21 protein-coding genes are annotated in these 21973 nt (G+C 55.8%); 12 read left to right on the top strand and 9 right to left on the bottom strand.

Annotated elements, in window-relative coordinates:
• Positions 1–35 precede the first annotated feature (35 nt).
• A complete protein-coding gene (locus tag PPTH39_RS17135) occupies positions 36–1571 on the bottom strand; it encodes a putative bifunctional diguanylate cyclase/phosphodiesterase (RefSeq protein WP_130872232.1) in 1536 nt (511 codons plus the stop codon).
• A 193-nt stretch (positions 1572–1764) separates the two neighbouring features.
• Here PPTH39_RS17135 and uvrD point away from each other — a divergent pair, with 193 nt between their 5' ends.
• The 3 genes from uvrD (at position 1765) to PPTH39_RS17120 (ending at position 5598) form a co-directional block, all read left to right on the top strand.
• On the top strand, positions 1765–3948 hold the full coding sequence (uvrD, locus tag PPTH39_RS17130; RefSeq protein ID WP_094999547.1) for a DNA helicase II: 2184 nt from the start codon (positions 1765–1767) through the stop codon (positions 3946–3948).
• 263 nt (positions 3949–4211) lie between these two features.
• The gene (locus PPTH39_RS17125; RefSeq protein ID WP_095038456.1) at positions 4212–5057 is read left to right on the top strand and encodes a Tim44 domain-containing protein; all 846 of its coding nucleotides are present in this window, start codon (positions 4212–4214) and stop codon (positions 5055–5057) included.
• A gap of 133 nt (positions 5058–5190) precedes the next feature.
• Positions 5191–5598, top strand: coding sequence for an SMI1/KNR4 family protein (locus PPTH39_RS17120; protein ID WP_016782918.1), 408 nt, complete (start codon positions 5191–5193; stop codon positions 5596–5598).
• Between the two features lie 95 nt (positions 5599–5693).
• Here the strand turns inward: PPTH39_RS17120 and PPTH39_RS17115 are convergent, their stop codons facing one another.
• Entirely contained in the window at positions 5694–7454 is a 1761-nt protein-coding gene (locus tag PPTH39_RS17115) for a cation:proton antiporter (RefSeq protein WP_094999549.1), read from the bottom strand.
• Between the two features lie 287 nt (positions 7455–7741).
• Here PPTH39_RS17115 and PPTH39_RS17110 point away from each other — a divergent pair, with 287 nt between their 5' ends.
• The gene (locus tag PPTH39_RS17110; protein ID WP_094999550.1) at positions 7742–8227 is read left to right on the top strand and encodes an acyl-CoA thioesterase; all 486 of its coding nucleotides are present in this window, start codon (positions 7742–7744) and stop codon (positions 8225–8227) included.
• A 30-nt stretch (positions 8228–8257) separates the two neighbouring features.
• Here the strand turns inward: PPTH39_RS17110 and pdxY are convergent, their stop codons facing one another.
• Positions 8258–9130, bottom strand: coding sequence for a pyridoxal kinase PdxY (pdxY, locus tag PPTH39_RS17105; protein WP_095020586.1), 873 nt, complete (start codon positions 9128–9130; stop codon positions 8258–8260).
• A 113-nt stretch (positions 9131–9243) separates the two neighbouring features.
• Between pdxY and PPTH39_RS17100 the strand changes: the two genes are divergently transcribed.
• Positions 9244–9645 (top strand): DUF3301 domain-containing protein, encoded by a 402-nt coding sequence (locus tag PPTH39_RS17100; protein ID WP_094999552.1) that lies wholly within the window; start codon positions 9244–9246, stop codon positions 9643–9645.
• 199 nt (positions 9646–9844) lie between these two features.
• Here PPTH39_RS17100 and PPTH39_RS17095 read toward each other — a convergent pair whose 3' ends face one another.
• From PPTH39_RS17095 to PPTH39_RS17080, 4 genes are all read right to left on the bottom strand, one after another.
• On the bottom strand, positions 9845–10819 hold the full coding sequence (locus PPTH39_RS17095) for a CobW family GTP-binding protein (RefSeq protein WP_130872231.1): 975 nt from the start codon (positions 10817–10819) through the stop codon (positions 9845–9847).
• Positions 10820–10858: 39 nt separating this feature from the next.
• The gene (locus tag PPTH39_RS17090) at positions 10859–11512 is read right to left on the bottom strand and encodes a DUF1826 domain-containing protein (protein WP_130872230.1); all 654 of its coding nucleotides are present in this window, start codon (positions 11510–11512) and stop codon (positions 10859–10861) included.
• Positions 11509–12717 carry a zinc metallochaperone GTPase ZigA gene (gene zigA, locus PPTH39_RS17085; RefSeq protein ID WP_130872229.1) on the bottom strand — a complete coding sequence of 403 codons (1209 nt, stop codon included), beginning with the start codon at positions 12715–12717 and terminating at the stop codon, positions 11509–11511. The genes PPTH39_RS17090 and zigA overlap by 4 nt, the downstream gene beginning before the upstream one ends.
• Before the next feature lie 93 nt (positions 12718–12810).
• Positions 12811–14022 (bottom strand): N-acetylmuramoyl-L-alanine amidase, encoded by a 1212-nt coding sequence (locus PPTH39_RS17080; RefSeq protein WP_130872228.1) that lies wholly within the window; start codon positions 14020–14022, stop codon positions 12811–12813.
• Between the two features lie 127 nt (positions 14023–14149).
• Here PPTH39_RS17080 and folE2 point away from each other — a divergent pair, with 127 nt between their 5' ends.
• The 5 genes from folE2 to PPTH39_RS17055 are packed head-to-tail and all read left to right on the top strand — an operon-like array spanning position 14150 to position 18027.
• Complete coding sequence (gene folE2, locus PPTH39_RS17075; protein WP_130872227.1) at positions 14150–15043, top strand: GTP cyclohydrolase FolE2; 894 nt, start codon at positions 14150–14152, stop codon at positions 15041–15043.
• Complete coding sequence (locus tag PPTH39_RS17070) at positions 15043–15702, top strand: metal ABC transporter ATP-binding protein (RefSeq protein WP_095020590.1); 660 nt, start codon at positions 15043–15045, stop codon at positions 15700–15702. Before folE2 ends, PPTH39_RS17070 begins: the two co-directional genes overlap by 1 nt.
• On the top strand, positions 15702–16568 hold the full coding sequence (locus PPTH39_RS17065; RefSeq protein WP_094999559.1) for a metal ABC transporter permease: 867 nt from the start codon (positions 15702–15704) through the stop codon (positions 16566–16568). Before PPTH39_RS17070 ends, PPTH39_RS17065 begins: the two co-directional genes overlap by 1 nt.
• Positions 16569–16579: 11 nt before the next feature.
• A complete protein-coding gene (locus tag PPTH39_RS17060) occupies positions 16580–17470 on the top strand; it encodes a metal ABC transporter substrate-binding protein (protein ID WP_130872226.1) in 891 nt (296 codons plus the stop codon).
• Positions 17467–18027, top strand: coding sequence for a gamma carbonic anhydrase family protein (locus tag PPTH39_RS17055; protein ID WP_095020592.1), 561 nt, complete (start codon positions 17467–17469; stop codon positions 18025–18027). The genes PPTH39_RS17060 and PPTH39_RS17055 overlap by 4 nt, the downstream gene beginning before the upstream one ends.
• On the opposite strand, the gene PPTH39_RS17050 is transcribed toward PPTH39_RS17055, so the two are convergent.
• Positions 18028–18546, bottom strand: coding sequence for a DUF3617 domain-containing protein (locus PPTH39_RS17050; RefSeq protein WP_130872225.1), 519 nt, complete (start codon positions 18544–18546; stop codon positions 18028–18030).
• Positions 18547–18680: 134 nt separating this feature from the next.
• On the opposite strand from PPTH39_RS17050, the gene cls reads away from it, so the two are divergent.
• Together cls and PPTH39_RS17040 are read left to right on the top strand one after the other, a co-directional pair.
• Positions 18681–20120 (top strand): cardiolipin synthase, encoded by a 1440-nt coding sequence (gene cls, locus PPTH39_RS17045; protein ID WP_095023139.1) that lies wholly within the window; start codon positions 18681–18683, stop codon positions 20118–20120.
• Between the two features lie 110 nt (positions 20121–20230).
• Positions 20231–20716 (top strand): hypothetical protein, encoded by a 486-nt coding sequence (locus tag PPTH39_RS17040; protein WP_095024799.1) that lies wholly within the window; start codon positions 20231–20233, stop codon positions 20714–20716.
• Here PPTH39_RS17040 and cfaB read toward each other — a convergent pair.
• Complete coding sequence (gene cfaB, locus PPTH39_RS17035; protein ID WP_088378578.1) at positions 20707–21891, bottom strand: C17 cyclopropane fatty acid synthase CfaB; 1185 nt, start codon at positions 21889–21891, stop codon at positions 20707–20709. The two genes, PPTH39_RS17040 and cfaB, sit on opposite strands and share 10 nt — an antisense overlap.
• Positions 21892–21973: the final 82 nt, after the last annotated feature.

The following is a 21973-nucleotide window of genomic DNA, read 5'->3' as shown; positions in this document are numbered from 1 at the left end:
CAAGCCGCTTGAGGGCCATGTAGCCCTTTTTGGCACTACAAGACCACTACACCGTTACGCAGTAAATCGCTGAATTGCACTGCGTTTATCGGACGACTGATCAAATAGCCCTGCACTTCGTCGCACTGGCGAGTCTTGAGAAATGCCAGCTGCGCCTCGTTTTCAACGCCTTCTGCCACCACTTTAAGGCCCAGACTGTGGGCCATGGCAATAATTGCGAGGGTGATGGCCTCGTCTTCGCTGCAACGACCCACGCCGTGAATAAACGTTTTATCGATTTTTACGTAATCCACCGCAAATCGCTTGAGGTAACTGAGCGATGAATAGCCGGTGCCAAAATCATCGATTGCCAGCTTCACCCCCAGTTCATGCAATTGCTGGAAGGTAGCGATGACGTATTCAACATTGTCGAGCAACTGGCTTTCTGTCAGTTCCAGTTCCAGGCAGTGCGGCGCCAGCCCGGTTTCTTCAAGTACCTGGCGCACCAGGCTGACCAGCTTGCCCTGGCGCAACTGATGCCCCGACAAGTTCACCGATACCCGTATTGGCGCCAGCCCTGCTCGTTGCCATTCACACGCTTGCCGGCAGGCTTCGCGCAGTACAAATTCACCGATGGCGCTGATCAGGCCGGTCTCTTCGGCAAGGACAATAAAGTTGCCTGGCGGCACATTACCCAGTTGCGGGTGATCCCAGCGCACCAACGCTTCGGCGGCGTGCAGACGCCCTGTGGCCAGGCACAGCTTGGGTTGATAGAACACGTTGAGCTGGCGTTCGCTAATGGCTTTGCGCAGTTGGTTTTCCAGCTGCAGCCGTTCAAGGGAGCTGCCATGCAGGCTGTCACTGTAGAACTGAAACCTGCCACCGCCCAGGTGCTTGGCCTGCTGCATGGCCTTGTTGCCCTGATGGACCAGGCTGGCAATATCGCGCGCGCTGTCGGGCAACATGCTGATGCCCATTGACACACTGATGACCAGCTCATGGCCATCCACCACCAGCGGCCGACCGAGCTTGTCCAGCAGCCGGGTCGCGACCCGCGCCAGGCTGGTCAGGCTGTTATAGGCATCAAACAGCACTGCAAATTCATCACCCGACAGGCGCGCAATGGTGTCGGCCTCAGGCAAGGCCTTGGTGATGCGTTCGGCCATTTTTTGCAGCACATGGTCCGCCAGCTCATGCCCGAAATTGTCATTGAGCAATTTGAAACGATCGAGATTGATGTGCAGCAACGTCAGGTTGCACGAGCCCTGGCGTACACGCTGGCTAGCCTCCTCCAGGCGTTCCTTGAACAGAAGGCGGTTGGCCAGCCCGGTCAGCTCATCAAAACGGGTCAGGTGGCGCACCCGCGCTTCGCTCAAACGGCGTTGCTCGACCTCATAGGCAAGCTCGGTATTGAGTTGCTCACTACGGACATTCGCTTGCTGCAAATCTTCGCGCAAACCTTGATGCCGCAAGCGGCGCACCATGCGCCGTTGCCTGATCCGCTTGACCTGCCATCCCAGACCGCCCGCCAGCAGGAAAAAACCGATGCCTATGCCGAAAAAAATACCCGGCGAATTTAAACTCTGAACCATCGGCGAAATTCTTATCAGTAGATGAGCCAAAAAGTCGCCCGAGCATACACAAGCAATGCCCGTGACCAAACGCACAGGCGCTATTAAATGGATGAAATCAGCTAGGCACGTTTATTGTCCGGCTTTTTGACCGCTCGGCCCAAGGCGGCCACGCAGCTAGCAATGAAACACCAACAGCCCCTAAAATGCTCCGATGCGCGATGATCTCTCTCTCTTGTTAAATTCTCTCAACGATGCCCAACGTCAGGCCGTCACGGCCAGTGTCGGGCGTCAGTTGGTCCTGGCCGGCGCTGGTTCCGGCAAAACCCGTGTGCTGGTGCACCGTATCGCCTGGCTGATCCAGGTCGAAAACGCGTCCCCGCACTCTGTGCTGTCGGTGACGTTCACCAACAAGGCCGCTGCCGAGATGCGCCACCGCATCGAGCAGTTGATGGGTATCAACCCGGCAGGCATGTGGGTCGGCACCTTCCACGGCCTGGCTCACCGTCTGCTGCGGGCTCACTGGCAAGAAGCCGGCCTTAGCCAGACATTCCAGATCCTCGACAGCGACGACCAGCAACGCCTGGTCAAGCGTGTGATCCGTGAGCTGGGGCTGGATGAACAGCGCTGGCCCGTACGTCAGGCCCAGTGGTTTATCAACGGTCAAAAAGACGAAGGCCTTCGCCCCAAACATATCCAGGCCAGCGGCGACTTGTTCCTGGCCACCATGCGCAATATTTACGAGGCCTATGAGGTCGCGTGCCAACGCGCCGGTGTGATCGATTTTTCCGAGCTGCTGCTGCGTGCCCTTGATTTGTGGCGCGACAACCCGGGCTTGCTGGCGCATTACCAGAAACGCTTCCGGCACATCCTGGTAGACGAATTCCAGGATACCAACGCCGTGCAATATGCCTGGCTGCGGTTGCTGGCCCAGGGCGGCGACAGCCTGATGGTGGTCGGTGATGACGACCAGTCGATCTACGGCTGGCGCGGCGCAAAAATCGAAAACATCTATCAGTACTCAACCGACTTCCCGGATGCCGAGACCATTCGTCTGGAGCAAAATTACCGCTCCACGGCGGGCATCCTCAAAGCGGCCAATGCCCTGATTGCCAACAACACCGGGCGCATGGGCAAAGAGCTGTGGACTGACGGCGGCGAAGGCGAAGCCATCAATCTGTACGCCGCGTTCAACGAACATGACGAAGCGCGCTACGTGGTTGAAACCATCGAAAGCGCTCTGAAAACCGGCATCGCCCATAGCGATATCGCCATCTTGTACCGTTCCAACGCCCAGTCGCGGGTGCTTGAAGAAGCCTTGCTGCGCGAGCGCATCCCTTACCGCATCTATGGTGGCCAGCGCTTCTTCGAACGCGCGGAAATCAAAAATGCCATGGCCTATATGCGCCTGCTCGAAGGTCGCGGCAATGATGCGGCGCTGGAGCGGGTGATTAACGTACCTGCCCGCGGCATTGGCGAAAAAACCGTCGAAGCCATTCGCGAACACGCACGTCACAGCGACGTGTCGATGTGGGAAGCAATGCGCCAGCTGATCGCCAATAAAGCCCTGCCGGGCCGTGCTTCGGGTGCCATTGCCGGCTTTATGGAACTGATCGAAAACCTCGCGGCAAAAGTCATGGACATGCCTCTGCATCTGATGACGCAAACCGTGATCGAGCAAAGCGGGCTGATTGCCTACCATCAGGCGGAAAAAGGCGAAAAAGGCCAGGCCCGGGTAGAAAACCTTGAGGAGCTGGTCAGCGCAGCACGCAACTTTGAGAACAATGACGAAGACGAAGAGCTGTCGCCATTGGCCGCCTTCCTCGGGCATGCCTCACTGGAGGCTGGCGATACCCAGGCCGAAGAGCATGAAGACGGTATTCAGCTGATGACGCTGCACAGCGCCAAAGGCCTGGAGTTCCCGTACGTGTTCCTGGTAGGCATGGAAGAAGGCCTGTTCCCGCACAAAATGAGCCTGGAAGAGCCCGGTCGCCTCGAAGAGGAACGACGCCTGGCCTACGTAGGCATTACCCGCGCCATGCAAAACCTGGTGATGACCTACGCAGAAACCCGACGCCTGTACGGCAGCGAAACCTACAATAAGGTTTCACGCTTCGTACGCGAAGTACCAAAGGGTCTGATCCAGGAAGTCCGACTATCCAACAGTGTCAGTCGTCCTTTCGGCGGCGGTCAAAAGCAGAGCGCCAGCACCCTGTTTGGTGGTTCGGAGATTCCCGAAACCGAATTCAAACTCGGCCAGATGGTCAAGCATGCGGTCTTCGGCGAAGGCGTCATCCTCAATTTCGAGGGTGCAGGTGCCCAGGCACGGGTACAGGTCAACTTCAGCGAAGGCAGCAAATGGCTGATGATGGGCTACGCCAAACTTGAGGCGGTCTGACAGCAACCCGACAGCTTGGCGGGAATAAGGTAAGGCAAACCGCTGTGGGAGCGAGCCTGCTCGCGAAGAGAGCGCATCAGTCAATATTATTGTTGGCTGATACACCGCTTTCGCGAGCAGGCTCGCTCCCACATGTTCTCCTACGCAAAATAAATCCTAGCCCTACAAACAAATAAGCAAAAGCCCGAAACACTTCACCGCTAGCCAGTCACAACTCATCTGTGCAACATGGCGCGCGTGATATCCACAAATGGGAACCCCTTATGAAACGTTTTCTTAGCATCGCCATGGCGTTGTGCATCGGCTTGACGATGAGCATCGACGCGAACGCCAAGCGCTTCGGTGGCGGCAAAAGCGCGGGTGCAGCGCCTAGCCACCAAACGCGTCAAGCTGCTCCAGCTGCAGCCCCGGCGGCTGCCGGTGCCGCAGGCGCCGCAGCCAAGGCCGGCGGTGCTTCGCGCTGGCTCGGCCCTCTGGCCGGCCTCGCTGCCGGTGGCCTGCTGGCGTCCATGTTCATGGGCGGCGGCTTCCAGGGCATGCAGTTCTTCGACATCCTGATCATGGCGGTTATCGCCTTCCTGATCTTCCGCTTTATCGCGGCCCGTCGTCGCAAACAAGCTGACATGATGGCCCCTGCTGGCCACGCACCCATGCAACGCGAAGCGTTCGACGCCAAGCCTGCTGCTTCGATCTTCGGTGGTTCGGCTGCCCCTGCAGCACGTCCGGTGATCAACGCTCCAGCCTGGTTTAACGAGCAAAACTTCCTGGAAGCCGCGCGCAACCATTTCCAGTCCCTGCAACAGCACTGGGATGCCAACGAAATGGACAAGATCGCCGAGTTCGTGACCCCGCAGATGCTCGACTTCCTCAAGCGTGAACGCGCTGAGCTGGGTGATGGCTTCCAGTCCACCTACATCGACAACCTGACCGTGCAACTGGACGGCCTGGACGATCGCGCAGACAAAACCATTGCAACCCTGACCTTCAGCGGCGTGTCGAAAAACTCGCGCTTTGACCAGGGCGAAGCCTTCAGCGAAAGCTGGAACATGGAACGTCAGCAAGGCGAAAACCAGCCTTGGCTGGTGGCAGGTATCCGCCAGAACGGCTAACCCTGCGAGTTACACATGCGTTTACCAAAGCCCCGGACTTGTCCGGGGCTTTGCATTTCACGATTGCACTTATAACGAGCTACTGTATAAAGCGCGTCATATAAACCGCGCCATAGAGCATGAGGATGAGGTCGTGGAAGAGATTATTGAAGAGCTACGCGAAAAAAACGAGCCTGTACCGGTTCCCCTGGAACTGCCTGAAGAAGACCAGTTGGTGGAAATCGAAGAGCAGCTGTTCATCGATATTCCATTTGTCTTCAGAGAATTTCTGCTGACCGTCAGTGACGTGGTGTATGGCAGCCTGGAGCCGGTCACAGTGACCGACCCACAATCACACACCTACCTGCCGGAAGTGGCGGCAAATGCCTGGGATGCTGGCGTTGATCGCAGCCTGATCCCTATTTGCCAGGACGGCGACGACTACTACTGCGTGGAAGAAGACGGCACCGTGGTGCTGTGGTCCGGCGAAGAAGAACTCGTCACTGAAGAAACCTGGGAATCGGTCTGGCACTGGGCGCGCGACGTCTGGCTGGAAAGCTGATACCTCCAGGGTTGGTTGACGTTTCGTTGTGAGCCACAACGAAACATCAACAGCCCCCGGGCATCCCCGCTTTCCAGCCATTGGTCAGCGGGCTGTCAGTGCCCCCCCTCCTTGTGGTTATCCAGCGTTTCCAGCAGTGCAACCTGCATGCGCGTGTGAATCCGGATAAACCAGCGCCACAACAGCGCCGCAACCCCCGCCGCCACCACCGCAATCACCATCAGCAACTCGTTGGTGGGCAGGATGCTTGCCGACAAGGCCGACAGCAGCAGAAAAATCACCAGCAACGACAGAATCGGGATGACTTCCGAGATCACCCGGCGCACGCGCTGCGTATGGCGCCCTGCCATTTCCGGCTTGACCCCCATCTCGGCCAGTAGCATCGAAAGCGCCTTGAGCTTGCGATACGCCGCAATCAGGAACGGCAACGACAGCAGCAAAGCAGCCCCCCAGATCATCCCTTTTTGCCAGCTCGGCTCCAGAATCCAGCCCTGCAAATAACGGCCGATGCGCGGTGCGAAATAACCGCCGGCAAAGAAAATAGCGATGACCAGGGCCAGATTGACCCCAACTTGCAGCAAGATCTTGCGAATCATGGCCGCCAACAACGCCCCTTCGCCCTGTGGCTGAATACTGCGCAGCCATTCGCCATATAACCCCAACACCCGTGACAAGCGACCAGGCACCACCTGTGCCAGCTTGAGCGAGAGCGGGTCTGCGGCGCGAATCAGGTAAGGGGTCATCAGGGTGGTCAATACGGAGACGGCCACTGCTACGGGGTACAGGAAGCTGCTGGTGACCTGCAATGTCATACCCAGCGCCGCGATAATGAAAGAAAACTCCCCAATCTGCGAAAGCCCCATTCCAACTCGCAGCGAGGTACGTCCATCATTGCCTGCGATAAACGCCCCCAGCCCGCAGGAGAGCATCTTGCCCAGCACCACGGCGATAGTGATCACCACAATTGGCAGCGCGTACTCCAGCAGGATGGCCGGGTCGAGCATCAACCCGATGGCGACAAAGAATATTGCACTGAACAAATCACGCACCGGTTCAATCAGGCGCTCGATTTTCAGTAACTGACGCGACTCGGCCATGATTGCACCGATCAAAAACGCCCCGAGCACCATGCTGTATTCCAGCTTGACCACCAGCAGGCAAAAGCCAAAACACAGGCCCAGCACAGTGATCAGCAGCATTTCATTGCTTTCGAATCGGGCTACATACGCCAGCACACGCGGCACCAGCAAAATGCCGATAACCAACGCCACGATCATAAACAATGACAATTTACCGACGGTCGAAAAAACCTCTTCGGGGCTGACGCTGCCGCTGACCGCAATGCTCGACAGCAGCGCAATAATCCCGATACCCAAAATATCTTCAACGATCAGCACGCCAAAAATCAGCTGGGCAAAGCGCTCGTTTTTCATCTTGAGGTCGTTGAGGGCCTTGACGATGATGGTGGTAGATGAAATGGCCAGGATGGCGCCCAGAAACAGCGAATCCATGGTGTTCCAGTCGAACCAGCGGCCAATTTCATAACCAATCCAGATCATCAGCGTGATTTCCATAAACGCTGCGATAAAGGCTGTGGCCCCGACCTTGAACAACTTGCGCAGGCTGAACTCCAGCCCCAGACAGAACATCAAAAAGATCACCCCCAGCTCAGCCAGGGTTTTGATCGTTTCTTCATCGTGAATCAGGCCAAACGGCGGGGTGTGCGGGCCGATAATAAAACCTGCAACGATATAGCCCAGTACCACCGGCTGTTTGAACCTGTGGAAAAGAATCGTCACCACACCTGCGACCAGCATGATGACTGCCAGATCCTGAATAAAACTGATGGCATGCATGGCGTGGCACTCCTTGTTTGATATTCACCAGGCAACATGACGACAGACACAGCCTGTCAGGCCGCGCGTATCGACTGTTTAAAATGTAGGAAGTATCCGACTAACGGACTTTTGCAGGTTAACACCGCGACTTGCGACAGAAAGGCGGTGCAATATATGGAAACAGATAGAGATAAGCGTGACGGCAGCCAACACGGCAGCGTCCCGTTAATCACTGTTTCAAAAATCGACAAGTATCCACAGAGATACCCATTTCACTGCTGCAACACAACCACGAGCCTGCTGCTATGGAACCCGGAAACTCCCAACTGTCGATGACGGTCTTGATGACCCCGGACATGGCCAATTTTTCTGGCAATGTTCACGGCGGAACCCTGCTCAAGTACCTCGATGAAGTCGCCTATGCCTGCGCCAGCCGCTATGCGGGGCGGTATGTGGTCACCTTGTCGGTGGATCAGGTGATTTTTCGCGAGCCGATTCATGTCGGTGAACTGGTGACCTTCCTCGCCTCGGTCAACTACACCGGCAACACCTCGATGGAAGTTGGCATCAAGGTCGTTACCGAAAATATCCGCGAGCGCTCGGTGCGCCACACCAACAGCTGCTTCTTCACCATGGTAGCCGTGGACGACGACCGTAAGCCGGCCGCTGTTCCTCCGTTGCAGCCAGTGAACAGCGAAGACAAGCGCCGCTTTATCCAGGGCAAGCAACGCCGCCAGATCCGTCAGGAGCTGGAGCAGCGCTACCGCGAGCTAAAAGACGAAACACTGTAAGCCCGCTCCCACAGGTTTTGTTCAGTTTGCTTACAAACTGATCGGCACTGCCTCAAACCGCACACGCGGATGGGCAATGCGGTCCTGGGCCCGTACCAGCTGCAATTCATAGCTGGTGCAGGCCTGGGTTTCCAGCAACACCTCATGCACCGCCGCAGCGGTAAATTCAAACGCAGCCACCAGGCTGTCGCCCAGCAGCACTCTCGCCAGGAACAAACCTGAGGTCAGGTCGCCTACGCCCACTGGCTGGCGCGGGAAGGCAAGCAGCGGCCGACGCAAGTGCCAGTTGCCCTCTGCCGTGACCAGCAGCATCTCGAAACTTTCAGGCGGTTTGCCCGGATACGACAAATGCTTCACCAGCACCGCTTTCGGGCCGCGGGCCAGCAAGCTGCGGGCCATGGCCAGGCAGTCAAACAACGATTGCGGATGACGGCCGCAAAAACTGTCCAGTTCGAGCTGGTTGGGGCACAAAAAATCGGCCATAGCGGCAGCTTCTTCAAGCAGAAAGTCACTGACTTCCTGAGGCACGATACAACCTTTCTCCGGGTGCCCCATTACCGGGTCGCACAGGTACAGTGCATGGGGATTAACAGCCTTGATACGCGCCACCCCGCTTAAAATGGCCCGCCCCTGCGCCGCACTGCCCAGGTAACCGGACAAGACCGCATCACAGCTGCCCAGCTCGCCGATGGCGGCGATTCCGTCGACCAGCGAAGGAATTTGCTCGGGAGCCAACACTTCCCCCGTCCACTGGCCATACTGAGTGTGATTGGAGAATTGCACCGTGTTCAGAGGCCAGACATTCACCCCGACGCGCTGCATGGGAAAAACCGCTGCGCTGTTGCCGGCATGGCCGAAAACCACGTGGGATTGGATGGCGAGTAAATGAGGTGTACGTTTCATGCCGGATTCCAGACTACGGGTGGATTCAAGCCACGCAGTATGCGACCAAACGCGGCCTGTACGACAGGTTGAAGACGCAGTTAAGCTGAGCACAATCTGTTGGAGCACATGTAATGCTGACCCTGGGAAATATGTTCGTCCTCATGCTGCTGGCTGCAGGCGCTGCCTGGCTGTGGCACAACCACGGGCTGCGCGAGCGGGCGCTGGAGCGGGTCAAGCAACACTGCAAAAACCTCGATATCGAACTGCTCGATGAAAACGTGGCGCTTAAAAAAATCGGTCTGATCCCCGACGCCAACGGCCATAAACGCCTGGCCCGTGTGTATAACTTTGAATTCACGGTGACCGGTGATCAGCGTCATACCGGAACCATCACCCAGTTCGGCGCCCACAGCGTAAAAATCGAGCTGCCGCCCTACCCGTTCCAGACCGAAGCCGAGCCAAGTGTCATTCCCAGCGCTCAGGTGATCGAACTCAGCCAGTGGCGTCAGGAACACAGCAAGACCCGCCACTGAGCCCTGCCTTTCAGCGCCTGCATGCCGGGCGCCTGTGGATAACTTTCCGCGCAACCTCGCTAAAACCATTGAGATAGAAACCTCCGTGAGGTTTTAACGGTGCAAATCTCCTGCGCACACTTCAAGTTGTAGGACAATTTTACCAGCACAGAACCCGCTAAAACCCTGGGTTTTGTGCCTCGCAACACGGGCCTGCTACCTAAAAAACCTCCTTGAGTAGACAACTTTCCAGCCCCGAGCAAAGCAAATCCAGATCCTGGGGCTGAGCAAAAATCAATTCGAGGCGTGAATCCTTGCGCCACTCACTCGATCTCCATTGCGCGATCGAGTTATCCACAGAATTGTTCGAAAACCAGCCCGCCGAACCATGAATAACCAGCTTTGCACGCTGCCAATCCAGGCTTTCGAGCCACTGTTGCAACAGATCCAGGTCAAATTGCCGAGAGGGGTGCCAGCGCCAACCTGCGCTCCATCCTTCGGGCTGATGCTGAGTCATCACCAACGGCGTACGTGGGTCGGAAAACACACTGCCAATATGATTAAAATCCTTATAAATCAATGAGTTATCCACAGCATGAGCGATATTCATATGGGCTACAGGCAGCGTATTAAAAGGGATGCGGCCATGCTCGACCCATAAAACAGGGCACTTTGGCAGGCTGCATGCAATCTGCTCACGTTGCTCATTTGGGACACTATTAGATTTATTCATGACCAGTAAACCGGCACTTTTCAGGGCCTCTTGCTGGGTTTTTGGCAAAGGTTTGCCCTGAGCCATCGCTTGCGCATCGAGCACCATGACGCACGGCTGGAGGACCAAAACCCCCAGCCAGGGCGCTTCACCGAGCTGCTTTAGAATCTGTGCGGGATGGCCTAAACCGGAAGGCTCGATAAACAGGCGATCGGGCATAGACTTGCGCAAAAGGCGACTCAAACCGATCTGAAAAGGCGCGCCATTGACGCAGCACACACAGCCACCCGCCACTTCGGTGATAGCAATGTCATCGCTTCCCTGGCTCATCAGGGCCGCATCCAGGCCGATCTGACCGAACTCATTGACCAGCACCGCCCAGCGTTCGTGTGGCGGTTTGTGTGCCATCAGATGCTGAATCAGACTGGTTTTGCCGGCGCCAAGCGGCCCGGCAATCACGTGGGTAGGTATGTTTTGCAACATGAGGCCAGCTTCTGTACGGATTGAAGCAAGCAATATGCCTCAGGCCAGCCAATCGAGGGTCAAAATCAGCCTGCGCTCGCCCGGTGCCAGTGCCGGCGAACGATGGATCAACCCCGCTCCCTCGTTACCCTGCCACTTCTCCCCCTTGAGCAAGGCAACTTCACCGGCGTTTATTTGCTGAATCAACTCTGCACGGGCGGGTTCGGCCTGCACCTGCCCTAACTGACGACGCTCCATTACGCCTTCCTGCAGCCACTGGCTACCAATCCCTGCATAAGTGGTAATAAGACGTACAGGTACATGGTCCACATGAAACCGGGGGCACATGGCTTTATCCAGGGCCCTGAGACGCAGCCCAATGCGTTTTGCGCCCAACAGGCACGCGTAGGCACTCACCAGCCAGGAAACGTCTGCAATAAAGCCTGCATAGCCTTCCAGATCATTAAACCTGGCAGCCAGGCCTGTCAGGATGGGGTGAGCCTTTTCGTTGGGCATATCTATCACGATGGCGTCAGCCAATGGCTCGTCCAGCGAAAGCAATAAAGCCCCGAAATCGACGATATGCACAGGTAACTGACGCTGCCAGATCGCCAGGTTGACGTCTTCATCCAGAATTCGGGTCATGATTTCAGGCGTCTGCCCACGAACCTGATCGATCAACGGCTGAGCGGTAAAGGCAAATGCATTCTTCATGCAGCCACCTCTTCACACCAGTCGCCAAAAGGATCGCTCAGCAATTTCCAGCTCGCTTCGCCCAAGGCCATTTCAGCATCGTTGAGCAAACAGGCATCGAGTTCAGCCGTCAGCCGGGCGAAGTCGATGTGCTGACCGATAAACACCAATTCCTGGCGGCAATCTCCTGTATCCGGCAGCCATTTTTGCAATATTTCTGCCTTGGCTTGCGGCTCCTGCGGCCATTGGTCGCGGGGCACAAAGCGCCACCAGCGACCGGCAAACCCATAGCGCATCAGACCGCCAGCCTGAGACCAACTGCCCGCCTCCTGAAATTTACTGGCCAGCCAGAAAAAACCTTTGGAGCGCAGCAGTTTGCCATTGGTCCAGGGCCGCTCGATAAAATTGAAAAAACGTTCGGGATGAAAAGGCCGGCGCGCACGATAGGCACTGGAGGCGATGCCGTACTCTTCGGTTTCGGGCACATGCTCACCGCGTAACTCTTGCAACCAGCCCGGTGCCTGCGCCGCACGGTCAAAGTCAAACCGGCCGGTATCGAGAATTTTATGCAGCGCAATTTCACCCATGACCATAGGCATTATTTCGGCCTGAGCGTTGAGGCGTTGCAGAATGGCCATTAATTCTTGCCGTTCGTCGGAACTTATTAAATCAATTTTGCTGATTAAAATGACGTCAGCGAACTCAACTTGTTCGATCAATAAATCAGTAATTGACCGTTCGTCTGATTCTCCAAGGGTTTCACCCCGTGAATCCAGGCTCTCTGCGGCTTGATAATCCTGAAGAAAATTCAGCCCGTCGACCACTGTAACCATCGTATCCAGGCGGGCAATATCGGCCAGGCTTTGTCCTGATTCATCACGAAACGTAAAAGTTTCTGCCACAGGCAGCGGTTCTGAAATACCGGTCGACTCGATCAATAAATAATCAAATCGACCCTCCCTGGCCAGTGCGCTGACCTCTTCAAGCAAGTCTTCACGCAGGGTGCAACAGATGCAGCCGTTGCTCATTTCGACCAGTTTTTCTTCAGCCCGGTTCAAGGTCACATCGCGCTGTACTTCACCGCCATCAATATTTATTTCGCTCATATCGTTAACGATCACGGCCACGCGCAAGTTGTCGCGGTTGCGCAAAATATAATTGAGCAGCGTGCTTTTACCTGCACCTAAAAAGCCTGAGAGAACAGTTACAGGAAGACGATTCGACATCTGGATATTTCCTCATCAGGGCTGCAGGTCAAAACGCCCGCTTGGCAGTCAATCCGATACCGGATCAACAAATGATACATTATAACAATACATTTAAGACAACCCTGAAGTGACGAACGTACTGTTTTTCTGTTCGTTAACCCACGCCATATGGCTGCTGGCGGGCGGATTTTTCTGAAAATAAGCGATTAATCCGTTAAATAAACCCTCGGCTACCGCCTGTTGATGACGCGCGGTGATCAAGCGCTCGCTGTCGCGGGGGTTGGACATAAAGCCCGTCTCTACCAGAATCGACGGAATATCCGGCGACTTGAGCACGGCAAAACCTGCCTGTTCCACGCGTTTTTGATGCAGTGAGGTGATGCCCGAAAGGCTACCCAGAATGGTATTGCCCAACTGCAAACTGGCCGCGATGGTGGCATTCATGGACATATCGAGGATCACACCTGCGAGCATCGGATCTTTGTCTTTGAGGTTCAAAAGGCGGGTGGCACCGAGCAAATCCACACCATTTTCACGCTGTGCCATATACCGCGCCGTGGCCGATGTGGCACCACCCTCCGAGAGCGCGTACACCGACGCTCCAGACGCCGTAAGGCGCGGCGCGGCGTCTGCATGCACCGAAATAAAAAGGTCTGCATTGTGCTTGTGGGCGACTTCTACCCGCTTGCGCAGGGGGACAAAGAAATCATCATTGCGCACCAGCCGTGCATCAAAGCCTTTTTCACGCTTGAGCCGCCTGGCCAACAGCTGGGCGATGGACAAAACAACATCCTTTTCACGATGGCCTTTGGCGCTCGTCGCACCCGGATCCTTACCCCCGTGCCCGGGGTCAATCACCACAATAATGTCGCGTTTGGGGTGTGCGTTGCTTGGCGTTGCCGCTGCCACACTCAGTTGGGGGACCGCACTTTTGGCCAGGTCTAGCACCAGTCTGTGACCTTGCCCGCCCTGGGGTGACAGCAGAAAACTGCTGAGCTGAACCGGCTCATCCAGGTCCAGCACGATGCGCGTATCACCCTGGCCGTAATGCCCGGAGCGAATCGAACGCAGGCCCGTATTGGCCAGTACCAACTCACTGAAATCCCCCTTCAGGCTGGCACCACTCACATCAATAATCAGCCGATCGGGAGCCGTTAATGAGAAGGTTTTGTACTGCACCGGCCCACTCAGATCCAGAACCAGACGCAGGGTATTCCCGGTGCGCCATAGCCTGGCGTGCTGAATTTGGGCAGCTGAAATTCCCAGCGGCAATGTGAATACGGAACTGGCAAGCAGCCAGTTGAGCAGTTGACGTCTGTGCATGGCCTGTACCGCAGATAAGGGAGCATCCGTACTCAAGATTGCTGTGTGTATGCCCCAGCAAAAAAGCATCGTCGACTTTATAGTTATAATATAACATGTCAAAACACTCTGCGACGGATCTCACTTTATGAATGCGCTGACTTTGCCAGATATCGCCGCGCAGTCATCCCAGCAAGCAATAGCGCTTGAATGGGTCGGTATGTGCGGCATTGCTTCCCCGGTATTAATCAACGGCCAACGCCTCAGCGCGAAAATAGATGCCGGCGTCAATCTCGTAGACGCAACTGCACGGGGCATACACATGTCTCGCCTGTATCTGGCGTTGGATCAGCTGGAAACGGAAAACCTTACGCCGGCCCTGCTCAGGCAACTATTGCAGTGCTTTCTCGACAGCCACGAAGGTTTATCGAACAAAGCCTATGTGCGAATTCACAGCGATGTACTGCTCAAACGCCCGGCCTTAGTCAGCCCATTGGCAGGCTGGAAAAGCTATCCAACAAGCATTGAAGCGAGTTTGAAAAACGGAATGTTCCACGTGGAACTAAAAATTCTCGTGAGCTACTCCTCCACATGCCCCTGCTCAGCGGCGCTCGCACGGCAATTAATACAGCGACAATTCATCGATGATTTCGCCAACACATCACTGCAACACGCAGATGTTCTTGCTTGGCTCGGTAGTTCAAAAGGTATCGTAGCCACACCACACAGCCAGCGAAGCACTGCACATCTAACGATTCGTTTGGGACATCAGTTCCCACAACTGCCTCTGGAAACAATCATCAATAACGCCGAAGGCGCATTAGGGACTGCCGTTCAAACAGCGGTAAAACGCGCCGACGAACAAGCCTTCGCACTGGCCAACGGTCAAAACTTGATGTTCTGCGAAGACGCTGCCCGAAGGCTCAACACGGTGTTGCAGAAAACTTCTGGCGTGGAGGCGTTCAAACTTAAAGTTGTTCACGCAGAAAGTTTGCACAGCCATGACGCCGTGGCCGAAAGCTTTTGGAATTGGGAGGCGTGATGATCGGTTGTCAGCATCTGACTTGGGGCGTTCCAGGTCAGCCCCTCACCCCAGCACTAAATATGAACTTGGTCAAAGGCAGCCTCACAGCCGTAATAGGTGCCAATGGTTGCGGCAAAAGCAGTTTGCTCAAAGTGATTGCGGGGCTGCAAAAGCCGCTCTCGGGAAAAGTTGTGCTGGATGTTCCACGCCAAGGCAACGTGGCCTTTATGCCTCAACAACAATTTATGGATCGGCAATTCCCCATCAGTTTGCAAGAGTTGGTGGCTGCGGGATTTTGGGGCAAGAAGCAAACGGCCCAACAACGAAACGACCGGTTGAACGCTGTCTTGGCAGACTGGCATTTAGACGGCCTGGAACACCGACCGCTTATGGCCCTGTCGGGCGGCGAATTGCAACGCTCGCTTCTGGCCCGCTTATGCCTTGCCGATGCCTCGGTGTTGCTACTGGATGAACCCCATGCAGCTCTCGATGAACTGGGGCAAGAACTGCTCTGGCAACATATCCAGAGATGGCAAACCGAAGGCCGAACGTTGCTGGTTGTGTGCCATGACCTTAACGCCGTTCGCAAACATATCCCCCAAACATTATTGATTAAAAGCAGCGGCAACTTACTGGCGCCGACCGAGCAACTGATCAACCCGCCGCAGGTCGCCTGATGGTTATCGTCAGCCAGTTATGGCAACCGTTCCAGGAATTTGTCTTTATGCGCCGTGCCTTATTTGGCGGTCTGGTACTGGCATGTAGCACGGCACCCCTGGGCGTTTTTTTGATCTTGCGGCGCATGAGTTTGATTGGTGATGCAGTCGCACACGGCATTCTCCCCGGAGCTGCGCTGGGGTTTTGGTTTGCCGGGCTGAGCCTGCCTGCTTTGACATTGGGGGGGTTGGGGGCGGGTTTGAGCATGGCCGGAGTGTCAGCCTGGATCACTCGGCGCACCGGCTTGCGTGAAGATGCCAGCCTCGCGGCGATTTACCCGATCTCATTGGCCAGCGGCATATTGATCCTTGGCATCGCCGGTAAACGTCTTGATCTGCTCCATCTGTTGTTTGGTTCAGCCTTGGCCGTCGACAGCCAGACGCTCACAGGCATGCTCTGGGTAACCGGCTTCAGCATGCTGCTGATGGCAGCCATCTACCGCCCATTGTTGCTCGACACCCTGGATCCTCTATTCCTTCGCAGTGTCAGTCGGCTGGGGCCATTGGCTCACGGGCTATTCCTGACATTGGTGGTGTTGAATCTGGTGATCGGCTTTCAGGCTATCGGCGCACTGATGGTGGTTGGCCTGATGATGTTGCCGGCTATTGCCTCGCGCTTCTGGAGCCGTCGACTGCCTGTGCTGATCCTGATCTCGGCTGCGATTGGCTGCGTTTCGGTTTGGCTGGGCCTTTTACTGTCGTTTTATTACTCACTGCCCAGCGGCCCGGCCATCGTACTGATAGCGGGTTGCAGCTATGCGTTGTCTGTCATTTTTGGTCCGGTACACGGTTTGCTGCGCCGACCGCCTTTGCTGTCATCCCGATGAGGTGCAACACGATGCGTGCTCTAACCATGATATTCAGTATGTGCGTGGCGATGGGCTTGTCCCTTGGCGTCGCGGCTCAGACACCGAAAATACCTGTCGTTGCCAGCTTCAGCATTCTCGGCGACATGACCCGGGCAATCGGCGGCCAACATGTGCACGTCAGCGCGCTGGTCGGCCCTGATGAGGATGCACATACCTATGAGCCCACCCCGGACGATGCCAAGGCACTGCTCAATGCCAAGATCATTATCAAAAATGGCCTGGGGTTCGAGCCCTGGCTTGATCGCCTGGTGAGCAGTACCGAAACCCCGGGGGCTATCGTGACTGCCAGCAAAGGAGTGGCTGCTCACACGATGGAGGAAGACGGCGAAACCATCCCCGACCCTCACGCCTGGCACAACCTGACAAACGCAAAACTGTATGTGAACAACATCACTCAAGCGCTGATCAAGGCCGACCCGGCCGATGAGGCGTACTACAACCGCAACCTTGCGGCTTATCTGAAAAAGCTGGATCGACTGCAAGCCGAGGCCATAACAGAGCTGGGCAACCTGCCCGCCGGCAATCGCCGTATCGTGACCTCCCATGATGCCTTCGGCTATCTGGGCCAGGCCTATGGCATCGACTTTATGGCACCACAGGGTTTGTCCACTGAGCGCGAACCTTCGGCCGCTGAAGTCGCTTCGCTGATTCGTCAGATACGGGCCGACAAGGTGAGGGCCGTATTTATGGAGAACATTAAAGACTCGCGTCTGTTGCAGCAGATTGCCGATGAAAGTGGCGCACAGATTGGTGGCACGCTGTACTCCGATGCCCTGGCCAGTGAAGGTCCGGCCAGCACTTTTCTTGGCCTTTTCGAATACAACCTCACCACCCTGCACAACGCATTGAGCACACCATGATCCGAAAAAATCCATCAGGCGACTTGCCACAAATCGCCGAGTCCGCCTATGTCGACAGAACGGCCATCATTTGCGGCAAAGTAGTGATCGGCGAAAACGTATTTGTCGGACCGTACGCCGTGATCCGCGCCGATGAAGTCGACAAGGACGGCGGCATGCAACCGATCAGCATCGGCGCTAATTCAAATATTCAGGACGGCGTGGTCATTCACTCAAAGTCCGGCGCGGCGGTCATCATTGGTGAAAACACTTCGATAGCACATCGTTCCATCGTTCACGGGCCATGCCGTGTTGGCGATAGGGTATTTATCGGTTTCAACAGTGTGCTGTTCAATTGCGAGTTGGGTGATGGCTGTGTGGTGCGGCATAACTCGGTCGTGGATGGCCGCGACCTGCCGGATAACTTCTATGTGCCGTCCACGACCCGAATCGGACCAAACACGGACCTGAGCCAATTTGCGCCAGTGAGTGTTAGCGCATCGGAGTTTTCAGAAGATGTAGCGCGCACCAATGTGGATTTGGTGCGCGGCTATAAAGCGCTGCAAAACGAGTTCTGATCAAGTACGTGGTTTGACGGTTCCACAGTTTTTTCCCAACCAGACAGCACGGGTATCCATGCTGCCCTTCTGCTGTATCCCGGTCGCATTGAAGGTGCCATTTACTTGGGTGGTGAACTCTCGATCACTGGCAAACGTTGCCACACCTGCGCCCTGGGCTTTTGGACAACTAAAGCGAAACTTCCACTGATTTCCACTACGCTCAGTGATCTGCTGGTTACACCCAGACTTGGGGTCAGTCAGCGGAATATTGTCTGACTTCACTTGCTCGGGCGTCAGGCACACCCGCACACCTTTGCCCGCCATGGTCAGCCCCTGGCTTTCCAGTTGGGCTTTTTGTTCCGGGGTCAGCATATTCTGTAATTGGCCTAACATTACCTGCAGTTCAGGCAGCTGTTGGCCATCTACCTGCATATTGCTGGAGCTGAGTTCCCAAAGCCCCGGTTGCAGCATCTGGGCCTGAGCCACAGGAATCGACAAACCACAGGCCATGAACAGCCCAAGCAGACGAACATTCATCAAGCAACTCCTACGCGATTGTCAGCGTTAGACGTCAAAAAAGGGCAAGTGTTGCGCCCGCAAACAAATAGGACATTCATAACAGATCATGGTCTGTTAGTACTGGCATTAGACATTTTGGAGTAAGGATACGCATGGATTATCTAGGCCCGCACGTACTTGGTTATCTGATTTTATTAATCCACAGCTTAGGCCTGATTGCCGCCGTGCATGCAGTGCTGACGGTCAGGACTGCGCAGGGCTCGATTGCCTGGGCTATGTCGCTGTTCTTTATTCCTTACTTCACCCTGATCCCGTATCTGATCTTTGGCCGTAGTACTTTTGACGATTACATTCGAGCCCGTCGCGATGCCAACCAGGAAATGCGTGAAGCCATCACCCATCTGAGCTGGCGCCCATGGGTCGAAGAAGCACTGGCCGCACGCAGCTCAAAAGCCTACGCCTCGCTGCGCGCAATGCCCAGACTGGGTCGCATGCCATGCCTGGCCAACAACAGCGTGCGCCTGTTGATCAATGGCACGGCGACATTTGACGCCATTTTCGATGCCATTCGCTCAGCCAGAGAAGTGGTGCTGGTGCAGTTTTTTATCATCCACGACGATGACCTGGGCATGAAACTGCATGCACTGCTGCTCGAAAAAGCCGCGCAAGGGGTCGCGGTGCATCTGCTGTATGACAGTATTGGCAGCCATGCCTTGCCAAAAGTTTATGCCGAGACCCTGCGCGCAGGTGGCGTGCAAACTTATGCGTTTGCCACTCGTGGCGGCTGGATCAGTCGTTTCCAGGTCAACTTCCGTAACCATCGCAAAGTGGTGGTCGTGGATGGCGTGCGCGGTTTTGTCGGCGGCCATAACGTTGGCGATGAGTATCTGGGTGCCAAGCCCCCGCTGTCGCCGTGGCGCGATACCCATGTGGAAGTCACCGGCCCTGTTGTGGCCTGCCTGCAGGAGTCGTTTGCCGAGGACTGGTTCTGGGCCGCACGCAAACTGCCGCCCCTGATCCTGCCACAAAGCTACCCGGACGGTGGCGTGCTCTGCCAGTTCCTGGCCAGCGGCCCGGCAGATCCATACGAAACCTGTTCGCTGTTTTTCGTTGAAGCTATCCATGCCGCCAATCAACGGGTGTGGATTACCAGCCCTTACTTTGTACCTGACGAAGCGGTGTTTTCCGCGCTCAGGCTCGCCGTGCTGCGCGGCGTGGATGTACGCATCCTGATACCTTCACGCCCGGACCACAAAGTCGTGTACGCCGCATCCAGCCTGTATGCCTTCGAGGCAGTACGCGCAGGCGTACGGATCTTCCGTTACCAGCCCGGTTTTGTGCATCAAAAAGTAGTACTGGTCGATGACGAGATCAGCGCCATTGGCAGCGCCAATATGGACAACCGCTCGTTCCGTCTCAACTTTGAAGTCATGCTGCTGACCGTCGACCAAGACTTCGCCAGGCAAGTCGAGCATATGCTGCTTGATGACTTCGCACTGGCCCGTGAAATCACTGATGCCGATATCAAAGCCACACACCGTTTGCAGCAACTGGGCATGCGAATAGCCAGACTGGTTTCACCGGTTTTATAGCTGTGTAGGACGGATCTGAATTACTCAGGGCAGGCAAAAGCGTCAAGCAGGATTCCATAAACTGAATGGCCCGGAATAACCCGGGCCGTTCAGTTTAAGGAATAAAAATAATGAGATTCTCGTTAATGGGTGTGCTCTTCACTATCAGCACGCTTGCTTCAGCTCAGACCAAAGACACCCCTCACACCCCGCCGCTTATCAACGTAGAAGTGGGCCAGCCAACGTTTATCCACCGGCTGCACTACAAGAAGATGTATAGCGAAAAGCCCTTTGAAGAAGCAGTGCTGTACTACTACGACAATGGCCTCTACAAAATCATCTCCCCGGGAGAGAACCATTACGGCGTGTATGTAGTGGAGGGAGATTTTACTGACGACCAATACCGCATCAGTTATATCTCCCTCCCCTCACCGGACTGGGGCGGCAATGTTGCCCGCCACGACCTTGTTTTCAACAAAAGCTCACTGACGTTTGAGCAAAAAGCCCTGGCCAAGGTTGATCAAAATATCGGGCTCCAGAATGGGCGCTTCGTCCTGGACAGAAACCTGATACAAGACCCGCAACCCATCACCTGGGAAACCCACGCTCAGCGGTAAATATCCGCCCTGGTCGGTGGTAACTCCAACGAGCCATCGGCATGGGGTTTGGTCGCCAGAATCTGGTCGATGTTGATCCAGCCATGGGCAAAGGCGTAGGCACAACCGGCCAGATACAAACGCCAGATCCGCAGGGCCTGCTCCGGTACCTGCTTGGCGGCAGCATCCAGTTTTTGCTCCAGGCGCTGGCTCCAATGCTCCAGCGTACGCGCGTAGTGCAGGCGCAAACTTTCAACATCGACCACTTCCAACCCGGCCTCGCTGATTTCGGCAGTCATCATCGACAGATGCGGCAACTCGCCATTGGGGAACACATAACGATCGATAAAATCCCCTGCACCCCGACCAACCTGGCGGCCATCGGTGTGCTTGGAAGTGATCCCGTGGTTCATCACCAACCCGCCTTCGCGCACCGCTCTGGAGAGAATTTCGCAGTATTCGCGCAGGTTGGCGTGCCCGACGTGTTCAAACATCCCGACGCTGACGATTTTGTCGAACCGGCCATCCTGCGGCAGATCGCGATAATCGAGCAGTTGCAGATCAACCTTGTCTTGCAGACCTTCAGCGTTGACGCGCTCACGGGCAAGTTTGAGTTGTTCCTTGCTGAGGGTAATCCCGAATACCTTGACCCCATATTCGCGTGCGGCAAACCGCGCCAGCCCGCCCCAACCGCAGCCAACATCCAGCAAGTATTCGCCGGGCTTGAGTCGCAGCTTGCGGCATAACAGACGAAACTTGGCTTGCTGGGCTTCGTCCAGACTCTCTTCCCCGGTTTCAAAATAACCACAGGAATACGCCATGTCGCGATCAAGCCACAGCTGGTAGAAGTCATTGGACAGGTCGTAGTGATAAGAGATGGACTCGGCGTCAGTCGCCTTGTCGTGATAAACCCGGGGTGGCGGGGCGTAGTCATCATCATCTACCAGCGCCTGGCTCAACTCATCGCATACCCGAATCGCTTCGCTGATAGAGCCTTCCAGTTCAAGCCGACCCTCAACGAAGGCACTGCCCAGCAAGTCGAGGCTGGGGTGGGTAAATTGAGCCACCAGGGTCGGGTCCTTGACCACGATCGTGACGCTGGGCGTCGGGCCGAAATTGAACTCGTGCCCGTCCCACAGCCTCAGGCGTAATGGAAGTTGAAGTTTCTGTAAGGCCGGTGGAAGTTGCGCGAGCATCTGTAATCCTCCTTCATTTCAGATATCAAAACTATAGGTTAGACGAATAACGAAAACTGTCAGCTTCGCGGACAGGAGGTCG

The organism is Pseudomonas bubulae, from assembly GCF_900618535.1.
GTDB classification, from domain to species: domain Bacteria; phylum Pseudomonadota; class Gammaproteobacteria; order Pseudomonadales; family Pseudomonadaceae; genus Aquipseudomonas; species Aquipseudomonas bubulae.
Note: the sequence above shows the minus strand (reverse complement) of the source record. Positions and strands in the feature narration are given on the sequence as shown.